Genomic DNA, 12,447 nt, shown 5'->3' with positions numbered 1-12,447 from the left:
GGGCTTCCGTGTCACTTCTTAGGAAGCTCCTTCTTTGAATCTTCAGCCCTTTGGGGAGCGCTTTAATGCGCCCAAAAACCCGCGTCGCCTCAAAACTATTCCGCAGATTTTCGTTGTAGGTGCTCTCGCCGTGAGCATCTCCGCCTACGGGCTCGCCGTGCCCGCAATCTCTGTCGCAGCACCGACGCCGGTGCTATCGACTGCAGTACAGGCGCCCATGGTGAATCCCGTCAGCGTTTCGGCTTTGAATCCCACTCCTGTTCTGGAGTGAAGGGCGCTAGTGCACCCTAAGCAACAAATCGACGGCCAGTAGCGTCAACTAAGTAGAATTAAGGAAGTATATGATTGCAACAGATTTCACCCTTGCCGGAATGCTAATTTGTTTAGGCATATCAGTGGCGATTATTGTTTATGGTGCTGCAATCAAAGGCGTGCTCAACGATGGTAATCATCAACTACTCTGGCGAATCCTAATAGGTTCCCTCGTTATTGGACTCCTCACTGGTGCCATGCATGTATGGTTAGCAACTCGTTAAGTGCTTTCTGCCGTCTACGGTTTCAACTGCTAGACTTCCACCAGATAGGAAGCCGCCCCAAATTCCACTTTAGGGCGGCTTTTCTATTCGCAAATCAATCAACTCATCGAAGCAAGTAACCATTCATCGCGTAGTTCACTCCCGTAAGTAGACACGGCAGGGCAGTTGGAGTGGAAAATACACGACGCGCATAAGGTGTACTCAGCCTGGTTGAATCGCCGATAATTTACCTTTCGTCAGGCTGAGCCAGGAAGAATCCAACTTTGGTATGCGCACTCACAGTTAAGCTCCGACATACACGTGCAACCCGTGTGCGACAGCAAAGTAGCCGAGTCCGGGTTCATTCGAAAATTCTCTCGCAATCAATTATTCCACGATGTCGGTACGACAGCGTCATAACAGATAGGACGACGATGATCACGTGAAAAATTCTTGTTGGACAAGAGCAGCAATGGTCTGAAGTTTTCTCTGGTCCGCGCTGCTGAGATGCCGTGGTTTGTCATCGACGATGCACAGCGCCCCTACTCTTGAGCCATTTGGGCCAGTCAGGGGGTGCCCGGCATAGAACCTCACATGGGGGAGGCCCGTCACAGCTCGATGATCACGGAATCGGGGATCCAACAGGGTATCGGACACCACGAGAGTTCGATCGGAGCGGATCGTTTCATTGCAGAACGATCCCTCACGCGGCCACGCTTCACCCGGTAGTGCAAGCAACTCCTGCGAGAAGCCTGCGGGCACCTTCCTGTAAAGGTATTTTTCGTCAACCACAGTGATCGCAGCACCCATTGCACTGAAATACTTGTGCGCCATTTCCGGCAAACGAGCAAGATCTTCAGGACGGAGCTTGTTCAGGAGATCGGAGGCTACGAGAGCGTCAAGCTGCTTCGCTTCCTCGTACTCCTCGAAGGACATTTCCCGCGGTGGGCGTAGTCGCCGCTGGTGGGAGGCAAGCAAATTACCGTCGAGTTCACTGCGTGAATACCCTGCAGCGGACGCCACGGTCGATGTGCTGTACGGGGCTCGCAGCCCACCATACCTAGGGTATGGAACGTGAAGTAGCTCATTGACAGCATGCGCGACGAGATCACGCTGCAACTCAGGCAAGGTCACCCGACCGGCAAGGTACTCCCGCACCGCCATCTCAGAGCTCATCCCGCCCATATCCCGGTATGCCTCATAAACGCGCTCCAAGTTGAGACCGCACTGCGAAACCAGGTCCGCCGCAACGCCCTGCTGCACATCACCGTTGACCACTCCGACCGCCCCCGCACATGTGTAAACCGCACCGCCATTGGTGCAGAGAACGATCATAGGCGGTATTACCCCACCGGAGAGTCTGTATTACGTCAGGCGCCTCCGGACCCAGGTCAAGCTCAGGTTTCCTCATCGGCCGCCATCACCGCAGCACTGAAACACGACAAACCAGGCGACCTAGGTGTCTAGATCCTTGGGATGGACAGCACAACTCAAGATGGTGCGACAGCTGCTCTCAGCAGTCATCGTGAAGAGTTCAACAACCCTTCTCGAGCACCGACAACATATCGCCGATAACTTAGATTATGTCAATCTATGTTGACGAGCTGGTTTGATCAGCGGCAACGGCGAGTACTGACGGGGCACACTCTTGTGCCCCGTCAGGTTGTGATCAGTTCGCCTTCGTCATCGTTTCGGAGATTTTTTGCGCCGCAAGGACGGCAAGGTCGCCGTAGTCCTTACCCGGAGACGATGCGACACGCGCGATGGGCATGGCGAGACAGACGGCGGCGATGATTCCGTCATCGGATCGTACCGGAGCGCTGACCGATGCCAGACCTGGTGTCCGAACTCCAAGAGATTCAATCCATCCAGTGGCCGCCAGGTCAGCCATGGCACTGTCGTCAGCGGTGAGGAGACGTCCGCTAGACCCTAGCGGCAAAGGGACTCGCGCCCCGGGAGGCAGCGTTGCTCGCAGCTCATGCTGACTATCGGCACTTATGAGGCAAACGCGGTCGTCTCCGCGCCTGACCCACAGTTGCGCTGTCTCCCCCGTCCGATTGCGCAGCTCCTGCAGGACGGGTAGCGCAGCATTCTCGATCGCGGAACGAACGAAGCGCTCCCCTATTCGGAAAGCGCCATCGTCGGTACGACGGAGGAAGCCGTACTCAGCCATTTGTTGTGCCAGCCGGTACGACGTTGACACTGATAAGCCGGTACGTCGAGATAGCTCGCTGGCCGAGACTGTTGACTTACTGACGGCATCAAGGATTGCGGCAGCACGTTCGAGAGTGCGGTTGCTTCCGTTGGTCTCACTAAGCGCCATACCAGCCACTCTATGGTGTCCTCGTTCTACTTCCGGGCCACGGATTCTGCCATGTACTCGGCAACGACCTTCTGGGAGATCGCGACATCCAGCACGAAGACGCCGTCCTGTTCCGTGGCCAGCCAGTCCTTGAGGTGGTTGAGGTCCTCGAGCGAATAGGCTTTGGTGCCCTCGGCTCCGAGCGCACGGCCGACTGCGGAGAAATCCACTTCGTCGATGAGCATTGCCTGGTCGTGAAGACCTTTGGCTGCGTACTGGTGAAGCTCTGCTCCGTATGCGGAATCATTGAGGACCACGAGTACGCCCCGCCTCGTTGCGCGGAGGAATGTCTCAAAATCCGCCAGTCCCATCAGGCCGCCGCCGTCACCGCTAACCAGGACGGTTATCCGTTCCGGGCGGGCTATGGAGACGCCTGCAGCTGATCCGAACCCCATTCCGATTGACTGGAAGGCTGTACCGACCAGGATCATGGCATGAGGATCCGGAACGGAGAGGTACATCGGCGCCCAGCCGATGAAATGCCCGCCGTCCATGACAACCGATCGCTCCGCCGGCAGGATGTCGTTCAGTGCGGAGATGACGGCTCGCGGGTTGAGCCGTCCGTCCGGCCCGTACTCGATGGGATCCTCGCTGGGATCCGACCCCCGAAACACCATTTCGGCTACTTCCGGGACCCTATCCCGCCAGGTCGACGCAGCTGATGAAGCAAGTGTTGGGGGAAGCACCGGCAGCCGCTTCTCGAGGCCGTCCAGGAAGGACTCGATGTCCGCCCGAACATAGGTTGCAGAGCCGATTTGTTGCGGATCGGGCTCATTATCGACGCGGATCAGTCGAGTTTCTGCGGGGAACAGGGTGCCGTAGCGGGTCTGGAAGATGTTCAGGCTTGCTCCGACCACCAGGACGACGTCAGCCGTGCGGGCGACATCGAGGCGGTGGATGCGCGTGAATCCGCCTGCAATGCCCAGATCCCACGGGCTGTTGAAGGCGTTGGCTGCCATGACAGAGGTCATGAATAGGGCGCCGAGACGATCCCCGAGATCGCGTAACGGCTCGACGGTGTTGGAGAGCAGAACACCGCGACCGGCGAGGATCAAAGGGCGCTCTGCAGCTGCGAGCATCACTGCAACCTCGTCGAGCTGTTTCGGATCTGCTGCCCGGAGCGGCTTGGGCTGCAGTGGCTCGAGCGGCTCTGCGTCACCAGGGACGGTGGTGCCAAGGTCGTACGGGATGGCAAGTACTACGGGCTGCACAGTCTGCAATGCCAGATCAAAGGCGCGATGTGTGATTGCTTCCGCGTTGTGGGGACCGGCTATCAGGGTAGTTACTCCCACTGCTTCCGCCGCCTTGACCTGGTCAATATCGGACGGACGCCTTCCGGTTGATGGTGCATCACCCACGATCAGGACAAGTGGGATACGTGCCATCTTGGCTTCGGCCAGTGTGGTGTAGGCGTTGGCAAACCCTGCGCCGTACGTGGTCGTAGCGGCCGCAATCCTCCCTGTTGCCCGGTGGTAAGCATCAGCCATCGTGACCGTCGCGGATTCGTGGCGCGCGGAGGTGAAAGGGAAACCATTGCGCGTGAGCCTACTGATGAAATGCGCGTTTCCGTTACCCATCAGACCGAACAGGTGGTCGGCCCGTTCGGCTACTGCGTCGGCGACAATCGCGGACACATGGCCCTCATCGGGCAGAGCATCGTCGGCAGTGGAACGGTCTTCGGTGCTGGCAGTGGTCATGGCTGTGTTCGTTTCCTTCGGATTCGAGGGATTGCAGTCGTAACGGCAAGGGAAAGCCCGGCTGTCAGCGAGCTCCCCCTTGCCGCGCGGAAGTGGTGATCAGGCGAGGAACGGGACGATGAGGGATGTCACGAAGAGCACGAGTGCTCCACCGAGGCGGTTGGTGAGGGCAGCGAAGGGCATCAGGTGCATGCGGTTGGCGGCGCTGAGCACGGACACATCTCCGCTGCCACCGGTATCCGCCATGACGAGGCCGGGCGTGATGGAGGCTTCGACGAAGTTGAACTTGACCATCCACCCCAGTGCCCCGGAGGTCAGCGTGGAGATAATGACGGTGCTGATGGTGAGGAGGATGAACAGGGGGTTGCCCAGTGAATTGAGGACGTCACCGATTTCAATGTAGGTCAGGCTGACACCTACCAGAAGGGCGGGGACCAGGACTGCCCCGATAAAATCTCCCCAATCTGCTGTGGAGTCTTCCACGTCCTTGGGTAGGAGCCCGAAGATTTTGACGGCCGCGGCGGCGATGATTGTCCAGGCGTAAGGGTGCAGGGCGGGGAGGTAAACGGCAATCAGGTTGCCGAGGATGAACAGGGCGCCTGCGATGAGCAGTCCCTTGCCGAGTGCGATGTAGGAGGACGAGTCCCGCTTCGGCGGTAGTGCCAGTTCATCGGATCGTCCCTTGATGCGCAGGAGTTCACCGTGGCCGTTGAAGCCGACGAAAAGCTGCTTCTTGCGCTTGCCAAGGCCGTTGTAGAAACCGGCGATGAGGATGCAGACGACGTTCGCGACAACGACGGCGGAGAGAAGATCGCCCATGAAGGTGTCGGAGCTGCCCCCGGTCTTCGATGCGTACATTTCGGACATGGGCAGTGCTCCCACGCCGAGGCCGCCGGCCATGATCGGAGCTGCAATGAAGAGGATCGCGTCGATGAAACCGAAACCGGTCAGGAAACCGAGGAGTCCGACCAGCAGGAAGGTGGAGGTGAGGCACCCGACGAGCGGAACGGCGAAGCGTGGCCCTGCCTTGAGCAGCAGTGTCCGCGGCATGCCGAGGATTGATCCGGCGATGATGCCGACGACGAAGAAGTCCAGAAACCCGTAGCCTTCGACGAAGTTCTGGACGACGGCGATGAGGTTCGTGGGCACAAGGCCGAAGAAGGCTAGTGTTGCGGGAGCGAAGGTGCACAGGACTGTCGGGAGACCGAAGTCGCGGATAACCGGAATGAGGTTTCCGAGCCAGATGAAGAAGCCGCCGAGCAGGATCGTGGTTGCGAAACCTGACACCATGCTGTCCGGCAGGTTGCCCGTGATTGCCGCGATCAGTACCAGGGCTGCGAGCACGAGGTACAGGGGGGCCGGCAGGCTCGAGATGCGCCACCCCAGCTTGCCGGGGTAGTGAACGCCAGGCCTACTGCCGACAGTGCGTTCCACGGGACGGTCGATTCCCGTGCCGGTGCCGGTGCCGGTGTCGGTGTCGGTGTCGGTCGAAGTGTCGGTCGAAGTGTTGGTCGAAGTGTCGGTCGAAGTGTTGGTTGTTTGTTCTGTGTATCCGGTGTTGCGGGGGGTTGCGGACATCGTTGTCTCCGGAACTGTGAGGGGTAGCTGATGTAGTGCCTGCATGGCGGACGAGTTGCTCAGTGTGTGGGTAATGCTTGGTCGTGGGCGTTGCCGGCTAGGTGTGCCGGGCTGCCCTGGTGCGGTTCAGCGAGCTGGGTCGAGATTCTCGACGGCAGGTGAGCGGGAGATGACATCACGGGCCAGACGGACGGCCTCGGCAAGACGGTCCTCGTCGATTCCGGTGTCATGTCCGGAGTTGTGCAGGTGCCGAACGAGTTCCTCTGTGGCGAGGTTGCCGTGGGCGCCGGGGGCGAAGGGACATCCTCCGTACCCGCCAAGTGCGGCGTCGAAGTGGGTGATGCCGGAGGCGATTGCTGTGGTCACTGTTTCCAGTGCCTGACCGTGCGCATTGTGCAGGTGGAGGTAGTAGGTAAGGTCCGGTTCAGCGTCACGTATGTACTGTGTGCTGGCCAGGACCTGCTCGGGTGGTGTTGTGCCGAGGGTATCGGCCAACCCGACATCTTGGATGCCCATGGATTTGAATGCACGGACTATGCGCAGGAGATGATTGGGATCGATGTCCCCTTCAAAAGGGCAGGTGAAGGCGGTGGAGATACCGGCGAAGAATTGAAGTTCCGGGTACTTGGCCACTTCCCTGCCGAGGCTGGCCAGCGCGTCTTCGACAGCGAGGCCCGAGTTTGCGTTGCTGTGGGCCTGGCTTGCAGAGGTCACGACCTCAATGTGCGTCGCTCCAGCCTGGGCGGCGCGTTCAATGCCCTTCCCGTTCAAAGCGAGGCTTGTGTAGCTAACGCCGGAACGGGCAGGAAGGGATGAGATGACCTCGTGGGCATCACCCATCTGAGGTACGCGACGGGGGTTGACGAAAGACGCGGCTTCGATGCGCTTGACGCCCGCTGCTATGAGGGCTTCGGCGATCTCGAGTTTGTGCGCGGTCGAGACGATGACCGGTTCGTCCTGAAGTCCGTCCCTGAGGAAGACGTCGGTGATCTCCACCTTCATGAGCGCGCCTCCTGCAAACCGTTGAGGCCATCGATTTCCTCCGCGGTCATGCCAGCCAGTTCCTTGAGGACTTCCCGGGTGTGCTGTCCCAGCTCGGGTCCAATCCAGCGGACTTCGCCTTCATGGCCGGGCATTTTGGGAACGACGCCGGGAAAGCGGATGAGCTCCGGCTCGTCCTCGATGACGACTTCGTGGGTTTGAATCATGTCCCGTGCCAAGTAGTGCTTGTCGACGGCGATGCTTGGAGCATCGTAGACAGGCCCGGCGGGCACGCCGGCTTCATCGAGCTTGTCCAGCACGGTGGCCAGAGGCATGCTGCCGGTCCAGGTCGAGATCGCGCTGTTGAGTTCTTCCTCGCGGGCGCCCCGGCCCTGGGTCGTGAGGAGGGTTTTATCCTCGGCGAGATCCTTACGACCCATCGCTTGCATCAGGCGGATGAAGACCGAGTTCGAGTTTCCGCCGATGACCACCTCGAGGTCGTCCTGGCAAAGGTAGGAGCCGGTGGGTACGACACCGGGAAGTGCTCCACCGGTGCGCTTGCGCACCATGCCGTAGGCATCGTAGTCGGGGACCAACGACTCGAGAAGGCTGAATATCCCTTCGTACAGCGCAACGTCCACGATTTGGGGGGTGCCCTTGGCTGTGAGCCCGCGAGACTTCTGCAGCATAAGCATCAGTGCACCGATGACCCCGTACAGACCGGCCACGGTGTCGCCCATACTTGCTGCTGCCCTGCCGGCGGGGCGGTCTGGCTCACCCGTGATGTACCGCAATCCAGCGAAGGACTCGGCGGAACTCCCGAAGCCCGCACGGTTCTTGTAGGGGCCGGTCTGTCCGTACCCGGAAATTCGCACCATCACGACTTCAGGGTTCAGTTCCTGAAGAACGTCGGGTCCCAGACCCCACTTCTCAAGAGTTCCTGGCCGGAAGTTCTCAATCACCACATCGCATTGCGCTGCGATCTTTTTGACCGCCTCACGCCCTTCTTCCGAGCGCAGATCCAGAACGACCGACTTCTTATTACGTGCAAGGGTGCGGAACAGCATGGACGTCGATCCGCGGGTCTTTCGCCAGTCACGCAGTTCATCGCCGCCCTGGGGTTTTTCAATTTTAATGACTTCGGCACCGAAGTCACCGAAGAGGCGTGCTGCGAACGGCGCTGCGATGAAACTGCCGAGTTCGAGTACCCGGATTCCGTGGAGTGGAAGGGAGTTCCCTTCGATGTGAAGTTCCTGCGTCATGTCATTCCTGCCTGCATCATTGGGAGCAAGACACTTCCCACTGAGTGGGAAGAAGATCTCATTTAGCGGGTAAATAGTAACAACGCCCTGTGACCTACGCAACACCTTGGGCGCGTCATTTGCAGTTGGATACCCGCGGCTTCCGCGGCTTGACGGGGACGGGAGGTTCACCCTAGCCTTCGTATACGATTTCGTATTCGATGAGGAGTGACGAATGGAACAGGTCAATCACGGCACCCTAGCCGCCGCCCGCAAGGTCATCGCAGTCCACATCAACTACCCCAGCCGCGCCGCCCAGCGAGGCCGTACCCCGGAGCAGCCGTCCTACTTCCTGAAGCCGTCATCCTCACTTGCCGTGACAGATTTAGCGGTAGAACGACCCGCGGGATGCGAGCTGCTGGCGTTCGAGGGTGAGATAGCGCTGGTGATCGGAACCCCGGCTCGCCGCGTGTCTATCGCGGATGCTTGGAGCCATGTGGCGTGGGTGACGGCGAGCAACGACCTCGGGGTCTACGACCTCCGCTACGCCGACAAGGGCTCGAACCTCCGGTCCAAGGGCGGCGACGGCTTCACGCCGGTGGGACCAGGTCTGATCCCGGCCGACGCGGTGAATTCTGCCGCCCTGCGCATCCGCACCTGGCACAACGGCGTCGTGGTGCAGGACGACACCACGGCGGACCTGCTGTTCCCCTTCGCCCGGCTTGTAGCCGACCTGTCACAGCTGCTGACCCTCGAGGCCGGCGACATCATTCTTACCGGCACACCAGCTGGTGCTTCGGTCGCCGTTCCCGGCGACACGCTCGAAGTCGAAGTCACGCAGATTGATGGCGGGCTCACCACCGGTCGCCTCGTCACCAAGGTCACGGACGGAACCGTCCCCCCGGCCGATTTCGGCGCGCAACCGAAGATCAATGACGCCCAGCGCGAGGAAGCCTACGGGTCCAAAGAGGCTGCGGGATTAGCCGTCATCGAGTCCGTCCTGACTCCTGAGCTCAAAGCCCGCCTCGAAAGCGTCTCGACTGCTACCCTCTCGTCCCAGCTGCGCAAGCGCGGCCTGAACAACGTCAGCATCGACGGCCTCCAAGCAACCCGCCCTGACCGCCGCGTCGTCGGACTTGCGCGCACACTGCGCTACGTCCCTAACCGGGAAGACCTCTTCAAGCAGCACGGCGGAGGCTTCAACGCCCAGAAACGAGCCATTGACTCCGTGAACGAGGGTGACATCCTCGTCATGGAAGCACGCGGCGAAGAGGGCACGGGCACCATCGGGGACATCCTCGCCCTCCGGGCACAGGTACGCGGCGCCGCGGCCATCATCACCGATGGCGGCGTCCGCGATTTCGCCGCAGTCTCAGCCATGGACATGCCCACCTACTACGCCAACCCCCACCCGGCCGTGCTTGGCCGGCGCCACATCCCATGGGACACCGACGTGACCATCGCATGCGGCGGGACGACCGTGCAGCCCGGTGACATCATCGTCGCCGATGCCGACGGCATCCTGGTGATTCCGCCGGCCATCGCCGAGGAGCTGGCGGACGACTGCATCCAGCAGGAAAAGGAAGAAGTCTTCATCTTCGACATGGTCAAGCAGGGACACAGCGTTGATGGGCTTTACCCAATGAACGCCACGTGGAGGGCTGCCTACAACCAATCGATGGAGGAAGCATCCCGTGGCTGAGGTCGTGAGCACTACGCCGAGCACCCCCGCAGCGGGCAGCAAATCGGAACATGCCTACGTTGCCGTGAAGTCGCGCATCATCGATGGGAGCTACTCCCCCGGGTATCGCCTTGTCCTTGCCCAGATCGCAGACGACCTCCGGGTGAGCGTTGTGCCGGTACGCGAGGCCCTACGTCGCCTGGAAGCCGAAGGGCTCCTGACGTTCGAGCGAAATATTGGGGCCACGGTAGCCGGGATCGACCCCACCGAGTACCTCTACACGATGCAGACGCTGAGCATCATCGAGGGTGCTGCGACGGCACTCTCCGCCCCTCTCATCAAGCCGGCCGACATCGCCCGTGCCCGAGCGATCAACACTGAGATGCGTGAGTGCTTGGACCACTTCGACCCGGTGCGCTTCACCCGGCTCAATCAGGACTTCCACAGCGTCCTGTTCGAAAACTGCCCCAACCCGCACATCCTGGACCTGGTGCACCGGGGCTGGGCGCGTCTGGCCTCGATGCGGTCCTCGACCTTTCGCTTCGTCCCTGGCCGCGCCCACAATTCCGTGGACGAACACGAAGCTCTCATGCGGCTAATCGAAGCCGATGCAGACCCTGACGAAATTGAAAGAGTGTCGCGCCTTCACCGCTCCGCCACCCTTGACGCCTATCTGGCACAAAGCAAGCAGTAAGACCACAACCTAAGGACTGAAAGATGACGACGACTGTAGAGACCCCCAGCGAGCACTTCGTGCCCGGCAACCTGCCCACCCACCTCCAGCACTACATCAACGGCGAGTTCGTCGACTCGATCGGTGGAAAGACCTTCGATGTGCTGGAACCGGTGTCCAACCAGAAGTACGCGACCGCAGCTGCAGGTCAGGCAGAAGACGTCGACCTCGCCGTCGCCGCCGCCAAGCAAGCCTTCACGGCAGGCCCGTGGCCGAAAATGCTGCCCCGCGAACGCTCGCGCGTCCTGCACAAGATCGCCGACATCGTCGAATCCCGCGACGACGAGCTGGCCTACCTCGAAAGCTACGACTCCGGCCTGCCCATCACCCAGGCCAAGGGCCAGGCGCTGCGTGCCGCTGAGAACTTCCGCTTTTTTGCCGACCTCATCGTTGCCCAGGAGGACAACGCGTTCAAGGTCCCCGGCCGCCAGCTCAATTACGTGAACCGCAAGCCCATCGGCGTCGCCGGGCTCATCACGCCCTGGAACGTGCCTTTCATGCAGGAGTCGTGGAAGCTGGCTCCCGCCATCGCGGCGGGCAACACCGTGGTCATGAAGCCGGCTAGCTACACCCCGCTCTCGGCCGTGTTGTGGCCCGAGATTTTCCGCGAAGCAGGCCTGCCCGACGGAGTCTTCAACCTGATCTTCGGGTCCGGGGGCATCGCGGGCGACTACCTCGTCAAGCACCCGGACGTGCCCCTCATCTCTTTCACCGGTGACAGCTCGACAGGTGCCACCATCTCGACTGCAGCCGCCCCCCAGTTCAAGGGCCTCTCGCTCGAGCTCGGCGGGAAAAGCCCGGCCGTCGTCTTCGCCGACGCCGATATTGAAGCCGCCCTCGACGCCACCGTCTTCAGCGTGTTCTCCCTCAACGGTGAGCGGTGCACCGCCGGAAGCCGCGTGCTCGTGCAGCGCGACATCTACGACGACTTCGTGGCTCGCTTCGCCCAGCGCGCGAAGAACATCGTGGTGGGCCTTCCGAGCGATCCCGCCACCGAGGTCGGCTCGCTCGTCCACCCGAACCACTTCGACAACGTCATGAACTACATCGAGATCGGCAAGACAGAGGGCCGCCTCCTCGCCGGCGGCGGTCGCGCCGAGGGCTTCCCCACCGGCAACTACATCGCCCCCACGGTCTTCGCGGATGTCTCCCCCGATGCGCGGATCTTCCAGGAGGAGATCTTCGGCCCCGTCGTCGCCATCACCCCGTTCGAGGACGACGCCGAGGCGCTGACCCTGGCGAACAACACCAAGTACGGCCTGGCTGCCTACGTCTGGACCTCGAGCCTGAAGCGTGCGCACAACTTCGCACACGCCATCGAGGCGGGCATGGTGTGGCTGAACTCGAACAACGTACGCGACCTCCGCACTCCGTTCGGCGGCGTGAAGGCTTCGGGTCTCGGCCGCGAGGGCGGCTACCGCTCGGTAGATTTCTACACCACCCAGCAGTCGGTGCAGATCACCCTCAACGAGTCCCACTCCCCCAAGTTTGGCAGCGTCGCAGACGCTGCCGTTTCCGGCGACAGCTAACCCCTTCCCCCCTTCCGTTCACAGAAGAGAGACCCCTCATGCCTGATCGCATTCCCACGCCCTCGGTCCCCGCACCGGACATCGTCCGCTGCGCGTACATGGAGATCGTGGTCACCGACCTCGCCCGCTC

10 protein-coding genes and 1 pseudogene are annotated in these 12,447 nt (G+C 61.0%); 4 read left to right on the top strand and 7 right to left on the bottom strand.

Features of this window, described 5'->3' with window-relative positions; all coding sequences use genetic code 11:
* Positions 1-341: 341 nt before the first annotated feature.
* A complete protein-coding gene (locus CXQ97_RS19635; protein WP_146069698.1) occupies positions 342-536 on the top strand; it encodes a hypothetical protein in 195 nt (64 codons plus the stop codon).
* Positions 537-953: 417 nt separating this feature from the next.
* On the opposite strand, the gene CXQ97_RS17000 is transcribed toward CXQ97_RS19635, so the two are convergent.
* From CXQ97_RS17000 to CXQ97_RS16975, 7 genes and pseudogenes are all read right to left on the bottom strand, one after another.
* Complete coding sequence (locus tag CXQ97_RS17000) at positions 954-1,793, bottom strand: GAF domain-containing protein (RefSeq protein WP_181035129.1); 840 nt, start codon at positions 1,791-1,793, stop codon at positions 954-956.
* Positions 1,794-2,184: 391 nt separating this feature from the next.
* Positions 2,185-2,406 carry a hypothetical protein gene (locus tag CXQ97_RS20430; protein WP_258062713.1) on the bottom strand — a complete coding sequence of 74 codons (222 nt, stop codon included), beginning with the start codon at positions 2,404-2,406 and terminating at the stop codon, positions 2,185-2,187.
* 264 nt (positions 2,407-2,670) lie between these two features.
* Positions 2,671-2,838, bottom strand: a pseudogene (locus CXQ97_RS20425) (helix-turn-helix domain-containing protein); the annotation flags it as partial.
* Positions 2,839-2,864: 26 nt separating this feature from the next.
* Positions 2,865-4,574, bottom strand: coding sequence for a thiamine pyrophosphate-binding protein (locus CXQ97_RS16990; RefSeq protein WP_104182073.1), 1,710 nt, complete (start codon positions 4,572-4,574; stop codon positions 2,865-2,867).
* 99 nt (positions 4,575-4,673) lie between these two features.
* On the bottom strand, positions 4,674-6,152 hold the full coding sequence (locus tag CXQ97_RS16985) for a 2-hydroxycarboxylate transporter family protein (RefSeq protein WP_104182072.1): 1,479 nt from the start codon (positions 6,150-6,152) through the stop codon (positions 4,674-4,676).
* Between the two features lie 126 nt (positions 6,153-6,278).
* On the bottom strand, positions 6,279-7,154 hold the full coding sequence (locus CXQ97_RS16980; protein WP_104182071.1) for a hydroxymethylglutaryl-CoA lyase: 876 nt from the start codon (positions 7,152-7,154) through the stop codon (positions 6,279-6,281).
* Complete coding sequence (locus tag CXQ97_RS16975; RefSeq protein ID WP_104182070.1) at positions 7,151-8,395, bottom strand: CaiB/BaiF CoA-transferase family protein; 1,245 nt, start codon at positions 8,393-8,395, stop codon at positions 7,151-7,153. Before CXQ97_RS16975 ends, CXQ97_RS16980 begins: the two co-directional genes overlap by 4 nt.
* A gap of 214 nt (positions 8,396-8,609) precedes the next feature.
* Between CXQ97_RS16975 and CXQ97_RS16970 the strand changes: the two genes are divergently transcribed.
* The 3 genes from CXQ97_RS16970 to hpaE are packed head-to-tail and all read left to right on the top strand — an operon-like array spanning position 8,610 to position 12,317.
* Positions 8,610-10,076, top strand: coding sequence for a fumarylacetoacetate hydrolase family protein (locus CXQ97_RS16970; RefSeq protein WP_104182069.1), 1,467 nt, complete (start codon positions 8,610-8,612; stop codon positions 10,074-10,076).
* Positions 10,069-10,749: a GntR family transcriptional regulator gene (locus CXQ97_RS16965; protein ID WP_258062707.1), complete on the top strand. Its 681-nt coding sequence runs from the start codon at positions 10,069-10,071 to the stop codon at positions 10,747-10,749. The genes CXQ97_RS16970 and CXQ97_RS16965 overlap by 8 nt, the downstream gene beginning before the upstream one ends.
* A gap of 23 nt (positions 10,750-10,772) precedes the next feature.
* Positions 10,773-12,317, top strand: a complete 1,545-nt coding sequence (gene hpaE, locus CXQ97_RS16960; RefSeq protein WP_104182068.1) for a 5-carboxymethyl-2-hydroxymuconate semialdehyde dehydrogenase — start codon at positions 10,773-10,775, stop codon at positions 12,315-12,317.
* Positions 12,318-12,447 lie beyond the last annotated feature (130 nt).

Origin of the sequence: Arthrobacter sp. B0490 (assembly GCF_002929355.1) — a bacterium.
Classification (GTDB): Bacteria; Actinomycetota; Actinomycetes; order Actinomycetales; family Micrococcaceae; genus Arthrobacter_D.
The sequence above is the reverse complement of the archived record's forward strand: the minus strand, read 5'-3'. Positions and strand labels throughout refer to the sequence as shown.

Coding starts and splice junctions, on each gene's coding strand:
- CXQ97_RS20430 (WP_258062713.1), bottom strand. CDS start 2,406: ATGGCTGACCTGGCGGCCACTGGATGGATTGAATCTCTTGGAGTTCGG.
- hpaE (WP_104182068.1), top strand. CDS start 10,773: ATGACGACGACTGTAGAGACCCCCAGCGAGCACTTCGTGCCCGGCAAC.
- CXQ97_RS16970 (WP_104182069.1), top strand. CDS start 8,610: ATGGAACAGGTCAATCACGGCACCCTAGCCGCCGCCCGCAAGGTCATC.
- CXQ97_RS16990 (WP_104182073.1), bottom strand. CDS start 4,574: ATGACCACTGCCAGCACCGAAGACCGTTCCACTGCCGACGATGCTCTG.
- CXQ97_RS16975 (WP_104182070.1), bottom strand. CDS start 8,395: ATGACGCAGGAACTTCACATCGAAGGGAACTCCCTTCCACTCCACGGA.
- CXQ97_RS16985 (WP_104182072.1), bottom strand. CDS start 6,152: ATGTCCGCAACCCCCCGCAACACCGGATACACAGAACAAACAACCAAC.
- CXQ97_RS16980 (WP_104182071.1), bottom strand. CDS start 7,154: ATGAAGGTGGAGATCACCGACGTCTTCCTCAGGGACGGACTTCAGGAC.
- CXQ97_RS19635 (WP_146069698.1), top strand. CDS start 342: ATGATTGCAACAGATTTCACCCTTGCCGGAATGCTAATTTGTTTAGGC.